Annotated in this window: 21 protein-coding genes and 1 pseudogene; 6 read left to right on the forward strand and 16 right to left on the reverse strand. The window is 64.1% G+C overall.

The genetic code is table 11. The features are described 5' to 3' along the window. Window positions 1–45 precede the first annotated feature (45 nt). From qcrA to AC3ENJ_RS02080, 3 genes and pseudogenes are all read left to right on the forward strand, one after another. Window positions 46–1,140, forward strand: coding sequence for a cytochrome bc1 complex Rieske iron-sulfur subunit (qcrA, locus tag AC3ENJ_RS02070; RefSeq protein WP_223840851.1), 1,095 nt, complete (start codon window positions 46–48; stop codon window positions 1,138–1,140). Continuing rightward, window positions 1,140–2,810 carry a cytochrome bc1 complex cytochrome b subunit gene (gene qcrB / locus AC3ENJ_RS02075; RefSeq protein WP_431812905.1) on the forward strand — a complete coding sequence of 557 codons (1,671 nt, stop codon included), beginning with the start codon at window positions 1,140–1,142 and terminating at the stop codon, window positions 2,808–2,810. Before qcrA ends, qcrB begins: the two co-directional genes overlap by 1 nt. Before the next feature lie 35 nt (window positions 2,811–2,845). Next, window positions 2,846–3,486 (forward strand): annotated as a pseudogene (locus AC3ENJ_RS02080) (transposase family protein); the annotation flags it as partial. 649 nt (window positions 3,487–4,135) lie between these two features. On the opposite strand, the gene AC3ENJ_RS02085 reads toward AC3ENJ_RS02080, so the two are convergent. The 5 genes from AC3ENJ_RS02085 to AC3ENJ_RS02105 all read right to left on the reverse strand — a co-directional run bounded on the left by AC3ENJ_RS02085 (window position 4,136) and on the right by AC3ENJ_RS02105 (window position 9,251). Next, window positions 4,136–4,540, reverse strand: a complete 405-nt coding sequence (locus AC3ENJ_RS02085) for a cytochrome c oxidase subunit 4 (protein ID WP_190780401.1) — start codon at window positions 4,538–4,540, stop codon at window positions 4,136–4,138. After that, window positions 4,537–6,258 carry an aa3-type cytochrome oxidase subunit I gene (ctaD, locus tag AC3ENJ_RS02090; RefSeq protein WP_190780402.1) on the reverse strand — a complete coding sequence of 574 codons (1,722 nt, stop codon included), beginning with the start codon at window positions 6,256–6,258 and terminating at the stop codon, window positions 4,537–4,539. The genes AC3ENJ_RS02085 and ctaD overlap by 4 nt, the downstream gene beginning before the upstream one ends. A gap of 10 nt (window positions 6,259–6,268) precedes the next feature. Continuing rightward, window positions 6,269–7,132, reverse strand: a complete 864-nt coding sequence (gene ctaC, locus AC3ENJ_RS02095) for an aa3-type cytochrome oxidase subunit II (protein ID WP_308495906.1) — start codon at window positions 7,130–7,132, stop codon at window positions 6,269–6,271. 258 nt (window positions 7,133–7,390) lie between these two features. After that, window positions 7,391–7,759, reverse strand: a complete 369-nt coding sequence (locus tag AC3ENJ_RS02100; protein WP_190780403.1) for a HesB/IscA family protein — start codon at window positions 7,757–7,759, stop codon at window positions 7,391–7,393. Window positions 7,760–7,838: 79 nt separating this feature from the next. Then, on the reverse strand, window positions 7,839–9,251 hold the full coding sequence (locus tag AC3ENJ_RS02105) for a dipeptidase (RefSeq protein WP_431812906.1): 1,413 nt from the start codon (window positions 9,249–9,251) through the stop codon (window positions 7,839–7,841). A gap of 85 nt (window positions 9,252–9,336) precedes the next feature. Here AC3ENJ_RS02105 and AC3ENJ_RS02110 point away from each other — a divergent pair, with 85 nt between their 5' ends. Then, window positions 9,337–9,933 (forward strand): DUF3043 domain-containing protein, encoded by a 597-nt coding sequence (locus AC3ENJ_RS02110; protein ID WP_308495907.1) that lies wholly within the window; start codon window positions 9,337–9,339, stop codon window positions 9,931–9,933. A gap of 104 nt (window positions 9,934–10,037) precedes the next feature. On the opposite strand, the gene AC3ENJ_RS02115 is transcribed toward AC3ENJ_RS02110, so the two are convergent. The 8 genes from AC3ENJ_RS02115 to AC3ENJ_RS02150 all read right to left on the reverse strand — a co-directional run bounded on the left by AC3ENJ_RS02115 (window position 10,038) and on the right by AC3ENJ_RS02150 (window position 19,279). Further along, window positions 10,038–11,132: a quinone-dependent dihydroorotate dehydrogenase gene (locus AC3ENJ_RS02115; protein ID WP_190780406.1), complete on the reverse strand. Its 1,095-nt coding sequence runs from the start codon at window positions 11,130–11,132 to the stop codon at window positions 10,038–10,040. A 92-nt stretch (window positions 11,133–11,224) separates the two neighbouring features. Continuing rightward, window positions 11,225–12,010 (reverse strand): isoprenyl transferase, encoded by a 786-nt coding sequence (locus AC3ENJ_RS02120; protein WP_190780407.1) that lies wholly within the window; start codon window positions 12,008–12,010, stop codon window positions 11,225–11,227. Between the two features lie 20 nt (window positions 12,011–12,030). Next, a complete protein-coding gene (recO, locus tag AC3ENJ_RS02125) occupies window positions 12,031–12,786 on the reverse strand; it encodes a DNA repair protein RecO (protein ID WP_431812907.1) in 756 nt (251 codons plus the stop codon). Between the two features lie 124 nt (window positions 12,787–12,910). Further along, window positions 12,911–14,638, reverse strand: a complete 1,728-nt coding sequence (leuA, locus tag AC3ENJ_RS02130) for a 2-isopropylmalate synthase (RefSeq protein ID WP_431812908.1) — start codon at window positions 14,636–14,638, stop codon at window positions 12,911–12,913. A gap of 267 nt (window positions 14,639–14,905) precedes the next feature. Then, window positions 14,906–16,507 carry an LCP family protein gene (locus tag AC3ENJ_RS02135; RefSeq protein ID WP_431812909.1) on the reverse strand — a complete coding sequence of 534 codons (1,602 nt, stop codon included), beginning with the start codon at window positions 16,505–16,507 and terminating at the stop codon, window positions 14,906–14,908. 97 nt (window positions 16,508–16,604) lie between these two features. Further along, window positions 16,605–17,651, reverse strand: a complete 1,047-nt coding sequence (locus tag AC3ENJ_RS02140; protein WP_431812910.1) for a GTPase Era — start codon at window positions 17,649–17,651, stop codon at window positions 16,605–16,607. Window positions 17,652–17,684: 33 nt separating this feature from the next. Beyond that, window positions 17,685–18,191, reverse strand: coding sequence for an rRNA maturation RNase YbeY (gene ybeY, locus AC3ENJ_RS02145; protein WP_431812911.1), 507 nt, complete (start codon window positions 18,189–18,191; stop codon window positions 17,685–17,687). Continuing rightward, a complete protein-coding gene (locus AC3ENJ_RS02150) occupies window positions 18,188–19,279 on the reverse strand; it encodes a PhoH family protein (protein ID WP_223840853.1) in 1,092 nt (363 codons plus the stop codon). Before AC3ENJ_RS02150 ends, ybeY begins: the two co-directional genes overlap by 4 nt. 186 nt (window positions 19,280–19,465) lie before the next feature. Here AC3ENJ_RS02150 and AC3ENJ_RS02155 point away from each other — a divergent pair, with 186 nt between their 5' ends. Continuing rightward, window positions 19,466–20,389 carry a GerMN domain-containing protein gene (locus AC3ENJ_RS02155; RefSeq protein ID WP_190807554.1) on the forward strand — a complete coding sequence of 308 codons (924 nt, stop codon included), beginning with the start codon at window positions 19,466–19,468 and terminating at the stop codon, window positions 20,387–20,389. An 11-nt stretch (window positions 20,390–20,400) separates the two neighbouring features. Here AC3ENJ_RS02155 and AC3ENJ_RS02160 read toward each other — a convergent pair whose 3' ends face one another. The 3 genes from AC3ENJ_RS02160 to hrcA form a co-directional block, all read right to left on the reverse strand. Then, window positions 20,401–21,162, reverse strand: coding sequence for a 16S rRNA (uracil(1498)-N(3))-methyltransferase (locus tag AC3ENJ_RS02160; RefSeq protein ID WP_431812912.1), 762 nt, complete (start codon window positions 21,160–21,162; stop codon window positions 20,401–20,403). Continuing rightward, window positions 21,159–22,301 (reverse strand): molecular chaperone DnaJ, encoded by a 1,143-nt coding sequence (gene dnaJ / locus AC3ENJ_RS02165; RefSeq protein ID WP_190780414.1) that lies wholly within the window; start codon window positions 22,299–22,301, stop codon window positions 21,159–21,161. Before dnaJ ends, AC3ENJ_RS02160 begins: the two co-directional genes overlap by 4 nt. Before the next feature lie 76 nt (window positions 22,302–22,377). Next, a complete protein-coding gene (gene hrcA, locus AC3ENJ_RS02170; RefSeq protein ID WP_190780415.1) occupies window positions 22,378–23,391 on the reverse strand; it encodes a heat-inducible transcriptional repressor HrcA in 1,014 nt (337 codons plus the stop codon). A 172-nt stretch (window positions 23,392–23,563) separates the two neighbouring features. Between hrcA and AC3ENJ_RS02175 the strand changes: the two genes are divergently transcribed. Further along, window positions 23,564–24,541 (forward strand): DUF3097 domain-containing protein, encoded by a 978-nt coding sequence (locus AC3ENJ_RS02175; RefSeq protein WP_431812913.1) that lies wholly within the window; start codon window positions 23,564–23,566, stop codon window positions 24,539–24,541. Window positions 24,542–24,585 lie beyond the last annotated feature (44 nt).

Raw genomic sequence — 24,585 nt, forward strand, 5'->3', positions numbered from 1 at the left:
TGACACAGTATTATTCAAAGCATCAAGAGAAGAATGAGGGACCACATGGGCGACCATCGTGACGGCACTCCCCAGCACAGCGGGGCGGTTGTCACCTCGGACGGAGCGGCTAGGAATCAGTTCCCCGACCCGGGACTTCCGCCGCACCGTCCTCGTGTGACAGACGTTGACCCCAAGGCCGCGAAGCGTGCCGAACGGCAGGTAGTGCTGCTGTTCATCATCTCGGTCCTCGGATCGATTCTGTTCTTCATCGCGTACTTCGGCATCCGGGTCGAGGGGCCGATTTACGACGTAGTCAATACCGAACCCACCAGCCAGTTGCGTCTGCAGAATCTGCTGCTCGGACTGGGAATCGCCCTCGGAATGTTCGGCATCGGTATTGGTGTTGTCCAGTGGGCACGCACCCTCATGCCGGACCACGAATTGGTGGAGGAACGCCACGAGGTCCGCACCGAAGAACAGCGCGCGGAGGCTCAGGAAATCCTGACCACCATCTACGACGAGTCGGGCATCAAGCGCCGTCCGTTGCTGCGGAACACCCTGATCGGCGCCGCGGTGTTGGCACCGCTCCCCTTCGTGGGCCTGCTCCGCGACCTGGGACCCACCGATCTTTCGGTATTGCGTCACAGCATGTGGGAAGAGGGTGTCCGCCTGGTACGCGATCCTTCCGGTACCCCGATCAAGGCGTCGGACGTGACGCTGGGTTCCGCGTTCCACGTGATTCCCGAGAACCTCTCCGAGCTGGGACACCACGAGGGCTACCTCGACGAGAAGGCAAAGTCCGTGGTGCTGCTCATGCGTCTTGACCCGGACACGGTGAATGTCTCTGCGGAACGTGAAGACTGGAACGTGGAAGGCATCTTTGCCTACTCAAAGGTGTGCACCCACGTCGGTTGCCCCATTGCACTGTACGAGCAGCACACGCACCACTTGTTGTGCCCGTGCCACCAGTCAACCTTCGACCTCACGAACGAATGTGAAGTAATTTTCGGCCCGGCATCTCGCCCGTTGCCGCAGTTGCCCATTACAGTTGATTCCGAAGGATACCTCGTTGCCCGTAGTGACTTCCACGAGCCGGTGGGACCCACCTATTCGCAACGCGATTTCGCAGTCCGAGATATGCAGGGTGAGGCAAGCTAATGTCATCTACTACTGATTACGAGTATCGGCCCCGCACCAGTTCCGGGCGGATCGCCAACTTCGTGGACACCCGAGCGGGGGTGTCCCCCATGGTCAAGGAATTCGGTCGCAAGATCTTCCCCGACCACTGGACCTTTATGTTCGGTGAGGTGGCGCTGTACAGCTTCGTCATCCTCCTGCTGTCGGGCACGTTCCTCGCGTTCTGGTTCGACCCCACCATGACCTCCCTGGAGTACGACGGCAGTTACGTGCCCATGCAGGGCGTGGAAATGTCCGGCGCATACGCCTCCACCCTGCATATCTCGTTCGATATCCGTGGTGGTCTGTTCCTGCGTCAGCTCCACCACTGGTCGGCCCTGATGTTCGTCATGGCCCTTTCCGTGCACATGCTCCGCGTGTTTTTCACCGGCGCATTCCGCCGCCCGCGTGAGCTCAACTGGGTTGTTGGCTGTGTGCTGTTCCTCCTGGCCATTGTGGCCGGCTTCTCCGGCTACTCCCTCCCGGACGATGTTCTCTCCGGTAACGGTCTGCGCATCGCGGATGCCATGCTGAAGGCAATCCCCGTGGTCGGTACCTACATGTCGATGTTCATGTTCGGTGGCGAATTCCCCGGTCTGGCCATCATTGGCCGGTTGTACATCGCACACGTGTTGATCATCCCCGCGTTGATTCTGGTGATGATTGTGGTTCACCTCTTCATGGTGGTCGTCCACAAGCACACCCAGTACCCCGGCCCCGGCCGCACCGAGAACAACGTGGTCGGTTTCCCCGTGGGCCCGGTCTACGCAGCAAAGGCCGGCGGTTTCTTCTTCATTGTGTTCGGTCTCCTGGCCACCTTGGCGGCGACCACCACGATCAACGCGGTGTGGAACTACGGACCGTACGACCCGTCCCCCGTGCAGGCCGGTTCGCAGCCCGACTTCTACATGGGCTTCCCGGACGGCGCACTACGCCTGATGCCCGGTTCGTGGCCGTTCTCATGGGAGGTCTCGATATTCGGTTGGGCAGTGCCGCTCGCCATTCTGCTGCCGCTGCTCCCCATTGGTCTGCTGTTCGTGGCGATGTTTGCTTACCCGTGGATCGAGCGCTGGGTGACCAAGGACAACCGCGTGCACAACGTGCTGGACCGCCCGCGTAACGCCCCGTTCCGTACCGGAATCGGTGCCGCCGCCGTCGCGTTCTACGCAGTCCAGATGATGGCAGCCAGCTCCGACCTCATCGCCACCCACTTCCACGTGGGCTTGAACGATGTCACGTATTGGCTGCGCGCCACGTACTTCCTGGGGCCGATCCTGGCCTTCATCATTGCTCGTCGCATGTGCCTTGCACTGCAGCGCAAGGACCGGGAGATCGTCCTGCACGGCCGCGAGTCGGGCCGGATCCAGGCGCTCCCGCACGGTGAGTTCGTAGAGGTCCACGAACCGCTGGACGAGTACAAGCGTTACCGCCTCGTGAACTTCGAAGACATGGAAGTTCAGCCCGCCCGTGCCAACGCGAAGGGCAAGGTCACCGGAACCGAGAAGCTTCGCGGTCGTCTGAGCAGCTGGTACTTCGAGGACCGAGTTGCGCCCGTGACTCCCAAGGAGCTCGATGCAGCACACGGCCACCACGAGGACCACGCTCGCGAGGTCGTCGGCGCAGGGTCCCACCAGGCCCAGCTCGACAAGTAAGTTCGGTGGTCGCCTAGACCGCCCGTAGAGATGCCCCCGAGGTTCACCTCGGGGGCATCTTCGTCTTTCCACTCCCCCGTCCGCCGCCCAGGACGCGCGGATATCGTGGACGAGGCGAACACGGACTTCTTATCGAATCATTCATCTGGTGCCGCTCAGGACCCATGCTGATCGAGACCTTGCGGCGGGAGCGGAAGTGGTCGGCCCGACGTATCCACCACCACCTGCTCGGCCTCGGCCGCCAGGCACACCTACGCAACGTGGGCCGGTGGCTTCACCGACTAGATATCTCCAGGCTGCGTGATCTCATCCCGGCCGGCGAGGACCCGCGACGCCCACCCCGGCGAGCCCCTGCCGCCTCGCCTCTCGCCTTTGGTGCATCTGAATGTGAAGAAGGTCGGGCGGATCCCCGACGACGGCGGCTGGGCCCCCACGGCCGCGGCAGCGCCCGAGCATTGAAGTCCAAGCACGGGCCTGGGGCGATTGTCGGCTATACCTGCCTGCACAGCGCTGTGGACGGCCTCTCCCGACTGGCCTACACCGAAGCCCTTGACAATGTGGAAACCGTCGCCGGTCGGCATCAGTGCCTTCGCCCCTACACCCCCGGCACAATGGGAAGGTCGAGCGGTGCAGTCGTTATTTAGTCCATGACGTGCTCTACGCCCGCCCCTACCCCGTGGATTCGCACCTGCGCCCACGGAGAAGCCGAAGCAGCCATGCAGGAGCACTCTCGGGGGCGCACTATGAACGCATGCGAGCCCACGGTAAAAGGCCCAGCGCCTAGCCCTGATCGCCCTGGGTCGGTGCCAACGCGATGTCATTTAAAGCATGTTCCTCGTCGGCACCTTTCACGCCACCAAAACCCCTCCGTGCCTCGAGGAAGAACGGTCCCCGCCGGGGCCGCCACATGACGGCCAAGAAGTCCACGGCGGCGCAGCTGCCCGGCAGTGCAGGGCGCCAATTAGCCGTAACCGCACCGCTCTCAAATTCGCCTGCTACCTGGCAACCTCACCGGAACATCAACGGGTGCGCGTGGCTTACCCGCGGATTGTGGATCAGCATGCGCTGATCACGCCACACCGGGCCCTCTGAGGCCGTAAGGAACACATCGTGGACAAAATCCCGCTCATGAGACCGTCTAAGCCCTCATACGCGACATAAGGGGCACCCCGGGTGGCCTGTCCGTCGCGATTGGCGCGTGGATGTCGGGGCCACGTCGAGTTCGCCACGGCGGGACAACAAGACTTCCACGTTTCGAGCACGAAGAAGCCCTCCTCGTGTCGGGTGACAAGAGGAGGACTTCGTCAGCGAACAGAACGTCTACATCAGTGCGCGTGTTCCCCGCGGGAGTGCTCGAAGATGAGCCCGACCAGACCCAGGATGATGACCGGCACTGCCAGGCCGATAATCCACCAACCAACCGCCAGAGCAGTCACGAAGATAGCGCATCCGATACCCAGCAGCAACGGCCACCAGCTCCACGGGGAGAAAGCTCCGTAGTCACCGGACATCTCCACGATCTCGCCGTCTTCGCGGTCCTCCGGCAGCATGGCACCGGTGGAACGATCCACGAGCCACAGGTAGACCGCGAGCATGAGGCTCATGGCAGCCACGGCCAACAGCGCGGGGAAACCGGCCAACTCTTGGAACCCGGTGAGGTACCCGTACACCATTCCCACGATCAGGCAGAAGACGGCCAAGAGGATGAAGGTTTTGACAGTAGTTTTCATCGACCGGTCCTTCCAGATCCGCCCACGATCGGCTGGTCTGCATCGAATTGCTGGCTGGAGAATGCCGCCAACTCCGGGTGGTGCAGGTCCAGGGCGGGACGCTCGGAGCGGATGCGGGGCAGGGAGGTGAAGTTGTGACGCGGGGGCGGGCACGAGGTGGCCCACTCCAAAGAGCCGCCGAAGCCCCACGGGTCGTCCACTTCTACCTTCTTGGCGTTACGGGCGGTGGTGTACACATTCCAGAAGAACGGGATCATCGAGATACCGAGTAGGACCGCACCCCAGGTGGAGAACTGGTTCATCCAGGTGAAGCCGTCTTCCGGCATGTAGTCCGCGTAGCGGCGGGGCATACCGTCCACGCCCAGCCAGTGCTGGATGAGGAAGGTCATGTGGAAACCGACGAACAGCAACCAGAAGTGGATCTTGCCGATGCGCTCGTTGAGCATCTTGCCGGTGAACTTGGGCCACCAGAAGTAGAAGCCCGCGAACATACCGAACACGATGGTTCCGAAGATCACGTAGTGGAAGTGGGCCACCACGAAGTACGTATCGGAAACGTGGAAGTCCAGCGGCGGGGTGGCCAGGATGATGCCGGTCAGTCCGCCGAACAGGAAGGTGAAGAGGAAGCCCAGGACCCACAGGATGGGTGTCTCGAACGTGAGCGACCCTTGCCACATGGTGCCGATCCAGTTGAAGAACTTCACGCCGGTGGGCACCGCGATCATCATGGTCATGAACGAGAAGAACCCGAGAGCCACGAAGCCGGTCACGTACATGTGGTGTGCCCACACGGTGACGGACAGGGCAGCAATGGCGATAGTCGCGAAGACCAGGCCCTTGTACCCGAAGATCGGCTTGCGGGAGAACACCGGGATGATCTCGGACACAATGCCGAAGAACGGCAGCGCAAGCACGTACACCTCGGGGTGTCCGAAGAACCAGAACAGGTGCTGCCACAAGATGGCGCCACCGTTCTCCGGGTCGAACACGTGCCCGCCGAGTCGGCGGTCCATACCCAGGGCGAACAACGCGGATGCCAGCGGCGGGAAGATCATGATGATCAGCAAAGCAGTGATCAGCGTGGTCCACGTGAAGATGGGCATGCGCCACATGGTCATACCCGGGGCACGCATGCACAGGATGGTGGTGATGAAATTGACGCCACCCATGATGGTGCCGAAGCCCTGGAGGCCCAGACCGAACACCCAGAGGTCTCCGCCAACTCCCGGACTGAACGTTGTGCTGTTCAGTGGCGCGTAAGCAAACCAACCGAAGGACGCCGCGCCCTGCGGGGTGACGAAGCCGGCCACGGCAATCAAGGAGCCGAAGAGGAAGAACCAGAACGCCAGGGCGTTCAGACGCGGAAACGCTACGTCGGGGGCGCCCAGCTGAAGCGGGACGATGACGTTGGCGAAACCAATGAACAGCGGAGTACCGAACATCAGCAACATGATGGTGCCGTGCATGGTGAACAGCTGGTTGTACTGTTCCTTGGTCTCCAGGATCTGCATGCCCGGATCAAAGAGCTCCGCGCGGATCAGCAGCGCCATGACGCCACCGGCACAGAAGAAGACGAACGACGCGATCAGGTACATGTACCCGATGGTCTTGTGGTCCGTGGAGGTGAGCCAATTGACAATCACCTTGCCCTTGGACCGAGGCACAACACGGGGAGCGACCGTGGTCGCTTCGTCCCGCGAGTATTCGAGCGTAGACATTGCCTATCCCCTAGTTGTTGGACGTTTGGTTCAGGTTCGGGTTGCGGTTGTACTCCTCGCCGACGGAGCCAACGTTGCCCTCGTTGCGCAGCTGCTGCATTTGGGCGTCGTACTCTTCCTGGCTCACAACGGCAACGTTGAAGAGCATCTCGGAATGGAACTCACCGCACAGCTCGGCGCACTTGCCGGCGAAGACGCCCTCGCGGCCAGTGGTGAAGCTCATGTAGTTGGTGCGCTCCGGGAACATGTCGATCTTCTCGAGGAAGGCCGGAACCCAGAACGAGTGGATGACGTCACGGGACTTGATTTCGAGTTCGACCTGGCTGTCCACCGGGAGGTACAGCGTGGGCAGAGTTTCCTCCACACCCTCCTCACCGGTCAGGTGTGCCTGAACGCCCTGGTAGTAGACATCGTCGTCAAGGTAGTTGAAGTCCCAGGCCCATTGCTTGCCGTACACCTGGACGGTGACGTCCGGGTTGTCGTGTCGTGCCGTGATGGCCGTCTGTGCCCGCTCCGAGAAGAAGAACAGGGACACGATCATGGCGATCGGCACAATCGTGTAAAAGACCTCAAGCGGTGCATGGTAGGCCAACTGGCGGGGGTAGCCGGTCTCGTTCTTACGACGGCGGTAAGCGATCATGCACCACAGCATGAGACCCCAGGTCACCAGGCCTACGGACAGCGCCGCGACCCACGACCCGATCCACAGATCCATGATGTGATCCGCGTTGTCGGTGGTGCCACGCTGGGTGGGCAAGAAGCCCACCTTGGCTTGTTCTGAGCAAGCAGTGAGCGTGGTCGCAGCCAGGACTGCCACTGCCGAGGCCTTGAGCATCCGGCTTCGACGGCTGCCGGATCGAGTTTGCGAACTCACAGACGGCCCTTCCTCTTCTTTGTGTCAGCTCCGTATCCGCCTGTGCAGGGCACAGGGCATACGTTGCCCGTTAATTGATCTCCCTAGAGAGCTTACCTCCCGGCTGGCGCTTCTGCTGACACTGTGTCACCGCGCCGTGTCGCCATCACGGGCGGACAGAAACACTGCGTGAGCCATGCCGCCGGTCTCACGAAAAACGGGGTGAACCCTGCGCCGTGATGCGCTGGATTCACCCCGTCCCGCCGGGTATATGAGCCCTTAGTGGAAGGAATCTCCGCATGCGCAAGAGCCCTGCGCATTGGGGTTGTCAATGGAGAAACCCTGCTTGGAAATGCTGTCCTCGAAATCAACGGTGGAGCCGCTGAGATAGGGAACGCTCATCTTGTCCACGATGACCTCGACGCCGTCGAAGTCTCGGGTGTGATCACCGTCAAGGACGCGCTCGTCGAAGTAGAGCTGGTAGATCAATCCGGAGCAGCCTCCGGGCTGAACTGCCACGCGCAGGCGCAGATCGGTGCGGCCCTCCTGGTTCAGGAGATCGCGGACTTTCTGGGCGGCGACGTCGGTCAGCAAGACCTCGTGGGTCGGAAGGTCCTGGGTGGTCTCGTTGTCGGTGGTGACGCTCATGGTGCTCGCTTTCTGTCCAACCGGAGCGGTTCGCGGAAGCGAACCTTTCATTAACCTTCAAACGTTGCGGGAGCGGGAATCATTCCTCGTTACGGCGGCCCTGTTCGGCCAGCGCCGCCAGGACGAGTGCTTCGGCCGTCACCGCGTGGAGGAAATCCCCGATGTGCAGTGACTCGTTGGCGCTGTGAGCCCGCGTATCCGGATCCTCGATACCAGTGATCAGGATCTGGGCATCAGGGTACGCCTCCGTGAGGGTTGCCGTAAACGGGATCGACCCGCCCATACCGGATTTCACGGCGGGGCGCCCCCACGCCTGCTCGAAGGCCCACAGGGCGATCTGGGAACTGAGGGCCTGCGTATCGGCACGGAATGCGGGGCCGGCCTCCTCAATGGAGAACTCGACGTGCGCGCCAAAGGGTGCATTCTCTTCGATGTGCTTGCGCAGGGCCTCCCCCGCTTCCTTGGGGTTCTGCCCCGGTGCGATCCGCAGGCTCAGCTTGGCTCGAACGGTCGATGCGATCGTGTTCGACGCCGTATCCACATCAGTCACGTCGATACCCGTGACGGACAGCGCGGGCTTGGTCCACAGGCGTGAGGCGATCGAACCCGTTCCCGCCAGCTGCACGCCGTCGAGCACGCCGGCGTCCGCGCGGAACCGGTCTTCCTGATAGTCGACATCCACGTCGTCCTCGGAGAGCAGACCCGCCACCGCGACCTCACCGCGGTCGTCGTGGAACGTGGCGATCAGGCGGGACAGCAACGTGGGGGCATCCAGTACCGGGCCGCCGTACATTCCGGAGTGCACCGAGTGGTCCAGCACGGACAACTCGACGATGCCGCCAACGACACCGCGCAGGCTCGTGGTGAGGGCGGGAACTCCCACTTCCCAGTTGGCCGAGTCGGCTATCACGATCACGTCCGCGGCGAGCTGCTCACGGTACTGGGCGAGAAACGCTTCAAAACCGGGTGAGCCGGCCTCTTCCTCGCCCTCGATGAACACCGTGACACCCAGGGATGGTTCCGCACCCCAGCGTTCGAAAAAGGCGCGAAGCGCTCCAATGTGCGCCATGACACCCGCCTTGTCGTCAGCGGCGCCACGGCCCCACAGCCGTCCGTCCTTTTCGACCGCCTCGAAAGGTTCCGTGTTCCACAGCTCGCGTTTGCCCGGGGGCTGAACGTCGTGATGGGCGTACAGGAGGATGGTGGGAAAACCCTCGGCTGCAGCCTTCCGAGCAACGACCGCCGGATGGCCGGGCTGATCATCTTGTTCGACTCGCAAAATGTCCACGCTGTCGAAAGGCAGCTCTGCGAGCAGGTTCTTGACGGCCTCGGCGCTGCGCTCCAGCTCTTGGGGATCAAAGGATTCCCAAGCCACCCCGGGGATGGCCACGAGCTCGGAGAGCTCCCCCAGAATTTGTTCTCGCGATCCGGTCACGGTCGCCCGCAACGCTTCGATGGTGTCCTGTTCCAGTGGAGTGAACTCGGTACTCATGAGCCTTACACTATCGCCGCGTCACCCTTACCCGCCGAAAAGGCCACGATGCCGGTTCTGGCGAGGACTCCGCTATCCTGGATCGGTGTTTGGACGCAAGAAAGCAGATGAATCAACGGGCTCCACGGCGGTAGGCGCCTCGAGCGAGCCGGCAGAGACCGCGCCGGTCGTTGGTGGCAAGGGCCGCCCGACCCCCAGCCGTAAGGAACAGGAGGCCGCCCGCAGGCGTCCCCTGGTCCCCGCGGACCGCAAGATCGCCAAGGCGGAATCCCGGCAGGTGGAGCGGGAACGCCGCGCCGTGGCCCAGGCAGGTATGGCCGCCGGTGACGAGCGCTACCTCGGCCCCCGCGACCGCGGCCCTCAGCGCCGTTTCGCCCGCGACTGGATCGACTCCCGATTCAACATCGGCGAATTCGTCCTGATCTTCCTGATCCTCATGCTGTTCATCCTGTTCCTGCCCAACCAGGCGATCGGGCTGACGTTCATCTGGATCATGTACGGCTACATTGCCCTGTGCGTGATTGACGCGTTCATCACGACCACGCGCATGACGTCCGCGATGCGCCGCAAATTCGGGGACATTCAACGTGGCACCCGCTGGTACGCGGCGATGCGCACCTTCACCATTCGGCGACTTCGCCTGCCCAAGCCGCAGGTTCGCCGGGGGGAACGCCCGGCGTAGGTTCCGACCTTGTCATCTGCGATAGCACAGGGGACCCGCACCGGTCGGTGCGGGTCCCCTGTGCATGGCGACGTGCTCGGCGCCCGGGAGTCAATGCGCGCTCGTTAGTTACGAACGCGTCGAGCCGCTTTTTTGAGCCCTCGGTTGATTCTCGCCGCCCAGAACGGGCCTTCGTACAGGAACGCGGTGTACCCCTGCACGAGATCCGCGCCGGCGTCGAGGCGCTCGATCACGTCCTCGGGGGTGGTCACCCCGCCCACGGAAATCAGGGTCAAACGTTCACCCGCGTGCTGGCGCAGCAGCTTCAGAACTTCCAGCGAACGACGCCGCACCGGGCGCCCGGACAGCCCGCCCGCACCACACGCGGTGACCTCGTCCTCCGTGCTGCGCAGGCCCAGGCCCTCACGAGCAATGGTCGTGTTGGTGGCGACAATGCCGTCCAATCCCAGATCCAGGGCCAGCTGAGCGACCGCCCGCACGTCATCATCGGCCAGGTCCGGCGCAATTTTCACCAGTAGAGGGACATGCCGCCCCGTGACGGTATCGGCTTCTTGTCGCACAGCGCCGAGCAAGGGTCGCAGTGACTCCAGCTCCTGCAGCTGCCGCAGCCCCGGGGTGTTGGGTGAGGACACGTTGACCACCAGGTAGTCCGCGTAGGGGGCGAGGGCTCGGGTGCTGGTGACGTAATCCCCCACCGCGCGATCGAGGTCGACCGCCTTGGTCTTGCCGATGTTCACACCCACGACGGGTCGCTCGAGTCCGGTCTTGAGGGCCCGCTCCGTCAGAGATTGCAGGGCCGCGGCCACGCGCGGAGCCACCGCCGCCGCGCCGTCGTTGTTGAATCCCATCCGGTTGATCACCGCTCGGTCCTTGATCAACCGAAATAGGCGGGGTTTGGGATTGCCGGGCTGCGGCTGACCGGTCACGGTCCCGATTTCCACGTGACCGAATCCGAGATCCGTGAGCGCGTGGGTTCCCGTGGCGCCCTTGTCGAACCCCGCCGCAAGTCCGAAGGCCGAGGGGAAACGAAGTCCCATGACCTCCACTGCACTACCGGGATCGGGGCGGGTGACCTTACTCAGCACGGATCCAAGTCCGCTACGGTGCAGCGCCTTGATACCGGCGAATCCGAGGGTGTGGGCGAGTTCCGCGTCCATCCAGGAGAACGCGATTTTGAAGAACGTGGGATACAAGCGCATGACGCCAGTTTTGCACACGACATCATCGCGCGATCGTCCAAACCCACCCGCCCGAATCATTCAAGTTTAAGTTGCGAGTTACAGCACAAGTCTCAACTGCCCCGTGACACTTTATCCACGGCGCCCCCGTAGCGTCGGTCCCGGCTCGCGTACTCCTCCACGGCGCGCCACAGTGTCCGGCGGTCCACGTCCGGCCACAGGACGTCCAGGAACACGAGCTCCGCGTAGGCCGATTGCCACAGCATGAAGTTGGAGATCCGTTGTTCGCCGGAGGACCGCAGGAACAAATCGACGTCCGGTAGATCCGGTTCGTCCAGGTAGCGCTGCACGGTGGACTCGGTGATGGCCCTTGGATCGAGGAGGCCCGACTGTACGTCCCGTCCCATGGCGGCGGCGGCGTCGGCAATTTCGGCTCGGCCCCCGTAGTTCACGCACATGGTCAGTGTCACCACGTCATTGTCCTTGGTCTCTTCCTCGGCGTGTTCGAGGCGGTTGATCACGGACTTCCACAGTTTCGGTCGACGCCCGGCCCAGCGGACACGGATGCCCCACTCCTGAAACGTGGGCAGCTGCCGCTTCATCACGTCCCCGGTGAAGTTCATGAGGAACGCCACTTCGGACGGAGATCGTTTCCAGTTCTCGGTGGAGAATGCGTACGCGGAGACATGGCGGATGCCCATGTCAATGGCGCCGGCCACCACGTCGATCAGGGCCAATTCCCCCGCGCGGTGCCCCTCATTGCGCGGCAACCCTCGCTCGTTGGCCCACCGGCCGTTGCCGTCCATGACCAGGGCAACGTGGCCGGGTCTGAACTGCTCGGGAATGGCCGGGGGTTTGGCGCCGCTGGGGTGCGCCGGAGGCGGGGTGAATCTGCTCACGCTCACAGTCCTTTACTGAATCATTCGGTGCGTTCGACCAGGCTCAGGGAACGCACTGATCGTTCCATGTGCCATTGAATGTAGCTGGCAACCAGTCCGGCCGCGGCCCGCGCCGTCTTGGGGTCCGCGGCGTCGATCGTTGGCCAGTCACCCGCCCATAAACCCTGCAGCAGCACGAAGGTCGCCTCGCTCGGCGCCGCGGACCCCGGCGGGCGACATTGCGGACACACCGCGCCACCGAGTGCGGCGGAAAAGGATCGATGCGGGCCGGGCGCACCGCAGCGGGCGCAGTCCACGAAACTGGGGGCCCAACCCGCAATGGATACCGCCCGCAGCAGATATGAATCCAGGGTCCGGCCGGGATCATGCAATCCACGGGCCACGGCGGAGAGCGCACCGATGAGCAGCTGATAATGCTGATGCGCGGTGTCGTAGTCGTCCGCCGTGAGCTTCTCCGCGGTCTCGACCATGGCGGCCGCGGCCGTGTACTTGGCGTAGTCCGCACCGATCTGTTCGCCGTAGGAACGTTTGCCCAACGCCTGCGACACGATGTCCAGGGTCCGCCCCTGCACCAACTGCAGCGTGGCCACATTGAAAGGCTCCAGCCGCGCGCCGAAACGCGACGTGGTGCGACGCACTCCCTTGGCCACCGCACGAACCTGGCCGTGCTCCTTGGTCAGGAGGATGACAATACGGTCCGCCTCGGCCAATTTGTAGGTGCGAAGCACCACGGCTTCATCGCGGTACGAGCGAGAAGCGAAAGTTGAACCGGCCACCGCCCTAGTCTCCCACGTTCTCCCGGGCACCCGGGTGGGTGCGTGAAAACGCCGACGCCGCCCGGCGGCCCACCGTGCGGAAGGTCACCGAGCGGCGTCGGCGGCTCGAAGAAGACAACGAGACCTAGGCCTGTTCTGCCAACTGCGCGTCACGGACCGCGCGGTTGATGGCCGAAATGACGGCCTTGAGCGAGGATCTGGTGGTGTTGCTGTCCATGCCCACGCCCCACAGGACACGGTCGCCCACGGCCAATTCCACGAAACTCGCTGCCTGCGCGTTGGCGGAGGCGGACATCGTGTGTTCGGAGTAGTCGAGCAGCCGCACGTCCACGCCTTCGGCGTTGAACAGGGAAATCAGGGCGTCGATCGGACCATTGCCCTGGGAGGTGCGGTCATGACGCTGACCGTCGACGTCCAGGCCGATCTCCAGGACGGTATTGCCCTCGTCCTCGGAGTGGGTGGACATGCTGGAGATCCGGTAGCGACCCCAGCGGTGCTCGCCGCTCTCGCGGGCCGGTAGGTACTCGTCCGTGAAGATGTTCCACAGCTGCTGGCCGGTCACTTCGGAACCGGAGGTCTCCGTGTATTTCTGCACCACGCCGGAGAACTCGATCTGAGCGCGGCGGGGCAGGTCCACGCCGTACTCGCTCTTGAGCAGGTACGCCACGCCGCCCTTACCGGACTGCGAATTTACGCGGATCACGGCCTCGTAGCTGCGGCCCACATCCTTGGGGTCGATGGGCAGGTAGGGAACGGCCCATTCGAGTTCGTCCACGGAGATGCCCTGCTCGGAGGCGTCCTTCTCCATGAACTCGAACCCCTTCTTGATCGCGTCCTGGTGGGAACCGGAGAACGCGGTGAAGACCAGGTCACCGCCGTACGGGCTGCGCTCGGGCACGGGCAGTTGGTTGCAGAACTCCACGGTGCGGCGGATATCGTCGATGTCGGAGAAATCGATCTGCGGGTCCACACCCTGGGTCAGCATGTTCAGGCCCAGCGTCACCAGGTCCACGTTGCCGGTGCGTTCACCGTTGCCGAACAGGCAACCCTCAATGCGATCCGCGCCGGCCAAGTAACCCAGCTCGGCCGCGGCCACGCCGGTGCCGCGGTCGTTGTGGGGGTGCAGCGACAGGATGATGTCGTCACGCTGGTAAAGGTGGCGGCTCATCCACTCAATGGAATCCGCGTACACGTTGGGGGTTGCTTCCTCCACCGTGGCGGGCAGGTTCACGATCATCTGTCGCCCGTCACCGATCTCGAAGGTCTCGGCCACCTCATTGCAAATCCGTGCCGCGAACTCCAGCTCGGTGCCGGTGTAGGACTCCGGTGAGTACTCGTAGGTCACGTTGGTGTCCTTGAGCTGCTCTTCGTATTTCATGCACAGGCGCGCACCGGTCAGGGCGATGTCCACGATGCCATCCATGACCTGCTGGAACACCACGCGCCGCTGCAGCCGGGACGTGGAGTTGTACAGGTGCACGATCGCGTTGGGTGCGCCCTCGATGGCCTGGTAGGTGCGCTCGATCAAGTGTTCACGGGACTGGGTGAGCACCTGGATGGAGACGTCCTGCGGAATGCGATCCTCGTCCACCAGTTTGCGCACGAAGTCGAAATCGATCTGGGAGGCTGAGGGGAAACCCACCTCGATCTCCTTGTATCCCATGCCCACGAGCAGTTCGAACATCTTGAGCTTGCGGGTGGGATCCATGGGCTCGATCAGAGCCTGATTGCCGTCTCGCAAATCCACCGCGCACCAGCGGGGTGCCTTGGTGATGACCTTGTCCGGCCAGGTGCGGTCCGACATGTCGAACGGGAAATTCTGCTGGTACGGCGTGTATTTGTGCACGGGCATAGCCGAGGGACGCTGTAAATTTTTCACGAAAAGCGGGCCTTTCAATAACTACAGAGATAGGGCCGGCACCACGAAACTCCGCAGCGGGTGGGTCGGCCGTCCGTCAGATGGGTGAGGCCCCGCTGCGGCACATAAGCAGGAGTCGCACGTTCCCTGGCCGCATGTGATCCAACGTACCACTTGGGCGGGTGCCGTTCGGAAAGTGCGCTCGTTCATGTCGAGGGCTCCCGCTCGCGGACGGTGTAGGGCGGTCACCCGACGGGTGGTTCACTCCCGGCACGTGAACTGCTCGGCCGTCTGCCCCTTCAGCTCATCCGGCAGGGCACCGGAGAGATCAAGTTTCGTACCGGACGTGAAGTCTTGACCGATCGACACCCGCAGGCCGGACAACTCATTGTCGACCACCAGCTGACTGTCCGGGACTCCGAGCAGCGCCGCGAGATCATCGGCGGCCGCGGCCCACGAGGGGTTGTACAAGATTTGAGTCCCGGCCAGGGCCGTACCGGTCCGGCCGCTCTCCGTCTCGGTGTATCCGGCGTCCTGGAGTAGGTCCACGATGTCTCCCCCTCGGTCCGGGTCACCGGACCGATTGTCCACGGCCACCGGCACCAGTGAGGACTGGATCTGCGGGACCGCTTCCGCAACGGCCTCCTGGGTGTCGGCCGGCAGGGGTTCGGTGGTGGGACCCGCCGAAGGGGACTCTGTGGTGACCGCCGCCGAGGCGCTTGCCGACGGCGTCGGATCGGTCACGGCACGGTCCTGCTGGAGGGTGTCGAACAGTCGTTCGGCGGGCTCCTCGTCCAGGATCAGTCGATTGGGATCTTCGGGGTTGGGCACGCTGGGCACGGTCACGAACGCAATCCGCCCCAGATCGATGCCGGCAAACGTCCCGGCTATACCCACCAGCGTGGGCACGGAGGTCAGACCCTCGTCCACGTGCAAGTTCTGGGTCATGACTTCCGCGATCTTGTAGAGCTGCGGCAGATTGGTCAACGTGCCGTCGTCCTGGATCTTGCGGGTCAGCGAGGCCAAGAAGGATTGCTGGGACTGGATCCGGGACTCGTCGCCGCCATCGCCGAAGGCCGCACGAGAGCGCAGGAAGGCCAGCGCCTGATCACCCTCGACCGAGGAGATGCCGGCCGGAAGTTTCAGGCCGGATTTCGGATCATCCACCGGCTCGTTCACGCACACCTGCACGCCGCCCACGGTCGAGGACAATTCCTTGACCGCGTTGAAGTCGGCGAGCATGAAGTGGTCGATGTCGACACCGGCCACCTGGTTGACCGTGGCCACGGTGCATCCGGGGCCGCCGTTCTCAACGGCGGAGTTGATCATGTCCCGGTGGGCCGGGAACACCTCGCCCGATTCCGGATCGGTGCACTTGGGGATGTCCACCAGCAGGTCACGGGGGAAGGACACCACGGTCACGGCGTCACGGTTCTCGGTGACATGCACGAGCATCATCACGTCGGTGCGCCCGGCAGCGTCGTCCTCGTCACCGTATTCGGTGTTGCCGGAGCCCTCACGAGTGTCCGAGCCCATGACCAGGATGTCCAAGGGGCCCTCGCCCACGGTGGAGGACCCGTCCGAGAGGTTGAGGGGGCTGCTGTCCAAGTTGCTACTGAGCCGCAGGGCAGCCACTCCCCCGATCCCGAGAACCGCAATGAGCCCGAAGACGGCCAGAATGGCGGCGATCCGGCGTGCCGAGGGCCTGTGATCACGGGAACGGTGGTGCCTGCCCGTTTGCTTCAGGTTGATGCGTTCGAACTCGTGATCCTCATGCAGAGACTGCTGGTGGGTGAGCTTGTGCCGGGGCGCAGGTTCACGTGACGTGTGGGTTGCACGACCGTGTGTGCTGCCTGATTCCACCGAATGTTTCTCCTGCGTCGCTACATGATGATGCGGGTTTGGACCCCGGAAATGCTATGGGCCTTTTCCTAAACCCACCTGAGAACGTGACGGGTCGTCAGAACCCCAGCCGGGACAGCTGCTTGGGGTCGCGTTGCCATTCCTTGGCGACCTTCACATGCAGATCCAGGTACACCTTGGTCCCCAGGAGCGCTTCGATCTGGGTGCGGGCCTTGGTGCCGATCTCCCGTAACCGTGATCCCCCCTTGCCGATCACAATGGCCTTTTGCGAGGGCCGTTCCACGAACAAGCTCGCGTGCACGTCCAGCATGGGGTTGTTGGCGGGGCGGCCTTCGCGTTCGGTCGCTTCGTCGACGACCACGGCCAGCGAGTGCGGCAGTTCGTCCCGGACGCCTTCCAGGGCGGCCTCGCGGATGAGTTCGGCCATCATGGTGATTTCCGGTTCGTCCGTGAGCTCGCCGTCCGGGTACAACGCCGGGGACTCGGGCATGAGGCTCACGAGTAGCGCCGCGAGTTCCTCGACCTGGAAGCCGTCCTTGGCACTCACGGGAATCACGTCGCTCCACCCGGCGTCGGACTGGTCCGCACGCGGTTTTTCGTTGCCGGGGACGGCGTTCGACGACGCCGCGCGGCGGCGTCGGCGTTGCTCGCGCTGGGCCTGTTCTTGGGCCATGACCTCGCGGCCGAGTTCGGTGACCGCCACGAGCTGCTCGGCGAGCCGGTCGCGGGGCACGGAATCCGCCTTGGTGACAATGGCAACCACGGGGTTGCGTCCGGCTGCGGCGGCGACCTGCTGGGCGATGTACCGGTCACCCGGGCCGACCTTCTGGTCCGCCGGGATACACAGCCCGATCACGTCCACCTCGCCCAGGGTCTCGGCCACCACGTCGTTGAGGCGCTGTCCCAGCAGGGTGCGGGGACGGTGGAGCCCGGGAGTGTCCACCAGGATGAGCTGGCCGTCAGCGCGGTGGACGATGCCACGAATTGTGTGACGCGTGGTTTGGGGGCGGTTGGAGGTAATGGCAACCTTGCGCCCCACCAGCGCGTTGGTCAACGTGGACTTTCCCACGTTGGGGCGGCCCACGAACACTGCGAATCCCGCGCGGAATTGCTGTTCGGGGGTGATGTGATGATCCTCAGACATCTCCATGTCCTTTCGCAAAGCGTTGGGCGGGGGCTACTTCATGGTTTCGACGGGTGCGTCGCGCCCCAGGAACTCCTCCAGCAATCCCCGCTGCAGGGTGAACATGGCTTCTCGCTCGGTGTCTTCCACGTGGTCGTGTCCGAGCAGGTGCAGCATGCCGTGAACGGTGAGCAGGCATAGCTCGTCCTGCGTGCTGTGGCCGGCCGCCTCCGACTGGCGCTGAGCCACGGGCGGGCACAGCACGATGTCGCCCAGCACCCCCAGGCTCGGTTCGGTCACCGTGCCGGCGCGCAGTTCGTCCATGGGGAAGGACATCACGTCGGTGGGCCCGGGCAGATCCAGCCACTGCATGTGCAACTCGGCCATATGATCCTCATCGACCACCGAGATGGACAGTTCGGTGTCCGGGTGGATGTGCCAGCGCGCGAAGGCGAGGTCTGCCAACGCCGTTAGTTGGTCGGGATCCACCGCGCGGTAGGACTCGGGGAAGGTTGCTTGTTCTTCCGGGGTTTCCCACGGTGTGTCGATCGAGACGCTCATGAGGGCTCTTGACCGGGTTCGGCCGTGGTCGAGGCGGCCGCACGGCGCTCGTCCTTGCGGCGGCGCCTTTCGTTGCGGTGCCGATTAGTGGTGTCGAACTGCTCGTAGGCGGAGACGATCTCGCCCACCAGCTCATGTCGAACCACATCTTGGGCGGTGAGCTCACAGAACGCGATGTCGTCGATGTTCTGGAGCACGTGCTGAACCTGGCGCAGGCCCGATGACGTGCTGCCGGGGAGGTCTACCTGGGTGACGTCACCGGTGACCACAATGCGCGATCCGAACCCCAGGCGCGTGAGGAACATCTTCATTTGCTCCGGCGTGGTGTTCTGGGCTTCGTCCAGGATCACGAACGCGTCATTGAGAGTGCGCCCGCGCATGTAGGCCAGCGGGGCCACTTCAATGGTGCCCGCCTCCATGAGACGGGGGATGGACTCGGGGTCCATCATGTCGTGCAGCGCATCGTAGAGCGGGCGCAGGTAGGGGTCGATCTTGTCGTTGAGCGATCCCGGCAAGAAACCCAATCGCTCTCCGGCCTCCACCGCGGGCCGGGTGAGGATGATGCGATTGACCTCTTTCGCCTGCAGGGCTCGGACGGCCTTGGCCATGGCCAGGTAGGTTTTACCGGTGCCGGCCGGACCCACACCGAAGACCACGGTGTGCTCGTCAATGGCGTCCACGTAGTGCTTCTGGTTGACGGTCTTGGGTCGGATGGTCTTACCGCGGGTGGACAGGATACTCGTGGCCAACGCGCTGGCGGGGCGCATGCCCTCGGCTTCGCGGAGCATACGGGTCACGCGCATCACGGTCCGTTCTGTGATGTCGGTACCGCGCTGGGCAAGCACCACGAGCTCTTCGAGCAGGGCCGCGGCCGAACGGGTGTCCTGCACGGGCCCGTCCAAGGCCACGTCCATGTCACGCACGGTGATACGCACCGTCGGATAATTCTGTTCCAGCAGGCGCAGGGAGGCGTCCGCCTGACCCAGGGCGCGCAGGGCGGTGTCCCGGTCGGGCAGGTGCACCACAACACGGGTGTGGCCTTCGTGGTCTTGGGGTTCAAGTTCGTCCCCGAATACGTGATCAGTCATTGGGGTCCAGCCTACCGCTCGTTATGTTGCAGGTTGATAACGGTTTCGCCCAGGACGCACTTCCGGGTTCATTGAGACCTGTACCTGTGGGTATCTTTGGCCACCGGTACTCATCACGGACGCTCCTCCCCGACCACAATCCGTCCGTGCAGACATCCACGACAGCTCTACCGGGACGGTGAACACATGGACTCACGGCATAACCATGCCCGCAGGGCCGTCCCCGTCATCTCAGCGGGGCTTGCCGTAGTTCTGAGCCTCGCCGCGTGCGGGTCAGCTGCGGACCGCGCCACCAATGCCTCGAGCACCGCCCCCAGAATCGCCTCCGCCCCCGTGAGCACGGACGATGTGTACGGGGGCGTGGCAACCGAACAGACGCCGGTGTACTGGGCCGGATCCGATGAACAGTCGGGCTACCTCTTCCGTGAATTCCGCACCGCTTCCACGGCGGACACCGCGGACCCCGTCGCGGAGGCGGTGATCATGATGACCAGTCAGGAACCGCTGGACCCGGATTACCGGTCCCTGTGGTCGGCCGTGAAGTCCGTGGGCACCTCCGTCTCACCGGACGGCACCATCACCGTTGATCTGCCCGCGACCGCGTTCGCCAGTCAGTTCTCCGCCGACGAGGCCGAGCTGGCCCTTCAGCAACTGGTGTACACCGTGTCCGCGGCCGCCGTCACCGCGGGGCTGCTCGATGCGGACACCGCCAAGGAGGTCCGGGTTCTGGTGGATGGCCAGTCCGATTACAAGGCCTTCGGCTCGGTGGATTTGAAGGATCCCATCTCCCGGGATGCGTCCAAGGCAGCCCCGGTGTGGTTGATCGATCCGCAAACGGGGACCGAATCCGGCTCACCACTGACCATGTTCGGGCGGGTGCTTCCGGAATTCACGTCCGCGCAATGGGAAGTGATACCCGTTGACGGTGATACGGCCGTGAAGTCCGGTGAGATCGCGGGGCCGCAGGAAACCCCCGCTTCCGCCGCGGCTACGGAATTCCGGGTCCCCGTGGAGGTTCCCGCCGGTGACTACACGGTGCGCGTGACCGGTAGCAACGAGGACGGCGAGCAGATCATCGATGACCATACGGTCACCGTCGTGGCCGACTGAGCCGCCGTCGATTAACTCCACCGGCCGGTCATTGCGCACAACGCCGCAAGGGCCGCGGGTCCGGCGGTCGACGCACGCACCACCTCATGGCCCAGCTTCAGCGCGTGCGCGCCCGCCTCGGTGAATCGTTCACACTCGGAGTCGCTGATGCCGCCCTCGGGCCCCACGATCAACCCGATGGATCTCGCGGCGGTGAGTTCCTCGGTCCGCAGGGCCCCCCAGGAGACCTCCGCCGTCTCGTGCAACACGAACCAGCGCGTCTCGGGGGTGCTTTGAATCAGTGTGGCGAGACCGGTGGAGTTCACGTGGTCTCCGAGCTCGGGCCAGTGGGCACGCCGGGACTGCTTGGCCGCAGCGGTCAGCGTGGATTGCCACTTACCCAGCGTTTTGGCGGCCCGCTCCGCCTTGAGTCGCACAATGCTGCGATCCGCCTGCCACGGAATCACCCTGTCCACGCCGAGCTCCGTGGCGCTTTCGGCCGCTTGCAGATCCCGATCCCCCTTGGCCAGGGCCTGAACCAGGATGAATTGGGTGGCCGGGGCGGGTTCGTGGGCCACGGCGGCCACCCGCACCGTCATCGCGTCCTTCTCACCGCGCAGGAATTCGCAGGCCACACGGGTGCCGACACCGTCCACCAGCTCGAGGGACTCCCCGGCTCGCAACCTGCGCACGGTCACGGCGTGGCGGGCCTCCGGGCCGGTGAGGTGGAATTGCTCACCGGCGGTTGCCGCGCTCAGTTCATCGCGATCGGCATAAAAGACCGGGTCCGTCACAGATCGTTGAACCGGTCCTTGAGCCGGGAGAAGAACCCGCCGGAGGAGGGCGCGTTCACGGTGGTGGCGTCCGAACGGCGTTCGCTGCGCAATTGCGCCAGCTGTTCGAGCAGCTCACGCTGTTCGGAAGTGAGGTCCTGAGGGGTTTCCACCTCGATATGAACCTGCAGATCGCCGCGGCCCTTACCGCGCAAGTGGGTGACGCCCAGATTCTCAATGGTCACGGTGGCACCGGATTGGGTGCCCGCGGCGACGTCGACGTCGCGCTCGCCGTCGAACGTGTCCAACTGGACCGTGGTGCCCAACGCGGCCGAGGTCATGGGAATGCGCATCCGCGCGTGCAGGTCGTCACCTTCGCGGTGGAAGGTGGGGTCCGGATCGACCTTGAGTTCCACGTAGAGGTCGCCGTTGGGTCCGCCGGCGGTGCCGGCCTCGCCCTGACCCGACAGTCGGATCCGGTTGCCGGACTGGACTCCGGCGGGAATCTTGATGGTGAGCGGGCGGCGGTCGCGCACGCGCCCCTCGCCGTAACACTCGTGGCAGGGGTTCTCGATCACGGTGCCGAATCCATTACACGTGGCACACGGTGCCTGGGTGGTGACCACGCCCAGGATGGACTGCTTCTGGTATTGCATGTGCCCGGACCCGCGGCACATGGAGCAGGTGGTGGGGCTGGTGCCGGGTTGGCAGCACGAGCCCTGACAGGTGGGGCAGACGACCGCGGTGTCCACGGTGATGTCTTTTTCGACACCGAACACGGCGTCCTTGAGGGACACGCGCACATTGATGAGCGCGTCCTGTCCCTGCCGGGTGCGGGATTGGGGGCCGCGCTGGCCCGCGGCGCCCGCGCCCTGGAAGAACGTCTCGAAGATGTCCGCGAACCCGAAGCCGGAGCCGGGGAAGCCCCCGCCGAAGCCGGTGTCGGTTCCGTTCTCGTTCCCGGTGGCGTCGTACACGCGTCGTTTCTCGGGGTCCGCCAGGACGTCGTTCGCGTGGGAGACGCGCTTGAACTCTTCGGCGGCCTCCGGGGAGGGATTCACGTCCGGGTGCAGTTTGCGTGCCTTCTTGCGGTAGGCGCGCTTGATCTCTTCCGGGCTGGCATCCCGGGTCACGCCCAGGGTTTCGTAGTGATCGCTCACGATGGAATCGATTCTTCTTTCGTCAGTGTGTAGTACTCAACGCGGATGGGGAACGCTGCCACGGCGGACGCGGCTACTACTCCCCCAGCGTGTGGGACAAATAGCGGGCCACGGCTCGCACCGCGGCCATGGTGGAGGGGTAGTCCATGCGGGTGGGGCCGACCACTCCCAGTTTGGACACGGACTGCGGGCCGTAGCCGGTAGCCACCACGGACGTTTCCGCCAGCGGGTCATCCGTGCTGTCCGAGCCGATCCGCACGGCCACACCGCGGGCGTCCTGTTGCATCTCTGACAACAATCGCAGCATGACCACTTGTTCCTCAAGTGCTTCGAGGACTGGGCCGATACTGAGAGCAAAGTCACCGCTGAAGCGGGCCAGGTTGGCCGTTCCGGCCATGACCAGTCTGTGGTCCTCCGACGTCGCCGCCAGGGCCCCGAGTGCCTCCGCCACCGCGGTGCCCGCCTCGAGCAGTTCCGCGGGCAGGCGTTGGGCCGTCCCGGAGGCCGCGGTCGGGACATCCCGCAGTGGCCGTCCGACCACGCCCGCAAGAACCCGCGCCCGCAGCTCCATGAGCTCGTGCTCGGGGAGCGGGCGATGCAAGTCCACGATCCGCTGCAGCACCCTGCCGGAGGTGGGGATGAACACCACGAGCAACGAGGTGCCGCCCACGTCCACGAGTTCCACGTGGCGCACGGTGGTACCGGATGCCGCGGGGTACTGGATGAGCGCCACCTGATGGGTCAGTTGCGTAAGAATGCGCGCGGTCCGTTCCATGGCGTCGTCAAGATCGTTCGCACCGTCCAAGAAGGATCGAATCGCTCGTAGTTGGGGCGATGTCAACGGCCGGAGGGAGGCAATCTGGTCCACGAAAGCGCGGTACCCCTTGTCCGTGGGGATGCGGCCCGAGCTGGTGTGCGGGGCCACGATCAGCCCCTCTTCCTCCAACGCGGCCATGTCATTGCGGACCGTGGCGGAGGAAACGCTCAACCGATGCCGTTCCACGAGCGCTTTGGATCCCACGGGCTCCCGCGAATGGACGTAGTCCTCAACGATTGCCCGCAGAATTTCGGCTCTGCGCGGTTGGCTCACTCGCTTCACCTCCCCGGCATGGACTGGCTTCAGACATGAATCGGAACAGTGACTGTTCCTGGCACTCAATGGTAGACAGTGCTAATTCCTCCCAGTGTACCTCCGAGCAGCTCCCGCGCCATTTGGTACGCTCGCGGCTGATCATCCATCCCACACGTGAGGACAGCGCATCGTGACAGCATCCGGTTGGAACTGGGGCCCGCAGGATCTCAGTAGCGCCTCCGTTGCCCGCACCGGCCCCGTGGCACGAAACACCGCCCTGGAACCGGGCATGGTCCTGGAGGATGCGCAGACCGGTTGGGTGGGTGCCGCGGTCAGCCTGGAAACCATTGGTGGCATGCGCGTGGTGGGTTTGGAGGATCGGCGTGGCAGGATCAAGACGTTCCCGCTGGGCCCGGGTTTTCTCCTGGACGGTGAACCGATCACACTGGGCCCGCCCGCTCGGAAGACCGGCCCCCGGAAGCCCGCCCGCACCCGATCAGGCTCGGTGGCTGTGGAGGGCCTGCGCGCCAGTGTGGCCAAGGAGTCCCGCGTCTGGGTGGAGGGCTATCACGACGCCGAACTGGTCGCCAAAGTCTGGGGACATGACCTGGCGGTGGAGGGCATCGTGGTGGAACCGCTCCACGGCATCGATGACCTGCCGACCGCGGTCCGCGAGTTCAACCCCGGTCCCCAACGGCGGCTGGGCATTCTCGTGGATCATCTGGTCACCGGCTCCAAGGAATCCAAGATCGCCGCGGACGCGCTGCGCGTACCCGGTGCGCGGGACAATGTCCTGGTGCTGGGCCATCCGTACGTGGATATCTGGCAGGCCGTGAAGCCGTCGGTCCTGGGTGTGGACGAGTGGCCGGTGATCCCACGCGGTATCGACTGGAAAACTGGTATGGCCAAGGCACTCGGGCTGCCCCACAAGACACCCGCGGACATCGGTCAGGCCTGGCAGTCGATCCTGGCCCGGGTGGATTCCTATGCGGATTTGGAACCGTCGCTGCTGGGGCGGGTCGAAGAACTCATCGACTTCCTGACGGCCCCCCCAGTAACGTCCGCACCACCCCGCAATTGCGGGGCCGACCGGTCCGTCGCTCATAGTGGCGCGACTAACACCGGCGTCTCAGCTCCGGGCCAGCATCGAGACCCTAGAATGGCGTGAAGAGTTTCAGCGCAGTGAAACTTGGCACCACGGGCTCGTGGCCC

This window comes from Kocuria sp. cx-455 (genome assembly GCF_057707085.1).

Coding starts and splice junctions, on each gene's coding strand:
- leuA (WP_431812908.1), bottom strand. CDS start 14,638: ATGCCCGTGCACAAATACACGCCGTACCAGCAGAATTTCCCGTTCGAC.
- ctaD (WP_190780402.1), bottom strand. CDS start 6,258: ATGTCTACGCTCGAATACTCGCGGGACGAAGCGACCACGGTCGCTCCC.
- AC3ENJ_RS02155 (WP_190807554.1), top strand. CDS start 19,466: ATGGACTCACGGCATAACCATGCCCGCAGGGCCGTCCCCGTCATCTCA.
- AC3ENJ_RS02105 (WP_431812906.1), bottom strand. CDS start 9,251: ATGAGTACCGAGTTCACTCCACTGGAACAGGACACCATCGAAGCGTTG.
- AC3ENJ_RS02100 (WP_190780403.1), bottom strand. CDS start 7,759: ATGAGCGTCACCACCGACAACGAGACCACCCAGGACCTTCCGACCCAC.
- AC3ENJ_RS02115 (WP_190780406.1), bottom strand. CDS start 11,132: ATGCGCTTGTATCCCACGTTCTTCAAAATCGCGTTCTCCTGGATGGAC.
- ybeY (WP_431812911.1), bottom strand. CDS start 18,191: ATGAGCGTCTCGATCGACACACCGTGGGAAACCCCGGAAGAACAAGCA.
- AC3ENJ_RS02150 (WP_223840853.1), bottom strand. CDS start 19,279: ATGACTGATCACGTATTCGGGGACGAACTTGAACCCCAAGACCACGAA.
- qcrA (WP_223840851.1), top strand. CDS start 46: ATGGGCGACCATCGTGACGGCACTCCCCAGCACAGCGGGGCGGTTGTC.
- qcrB (WP_431812905.1), top strand. CDS start 1,140: ATGTCATCTACTACTGATTACGAGTATCGGCCCCGCACCAGTTCCGGG.
- AC3ENJ_RS02140 (WP_431812910.1), bottom strand. CDS start 17,651: ATGTCTGAGGATCATCACATCACCCCCGAACAGCAATTCCGCGCGGGA.
- AC3ENJ_RS02085 (WP_190780401.1), bottom strand. CDS start 4,540: ATGAAAACTACTGTCAAAACCTTCATCCTCTTGGCCGTCTTCTGCCTG.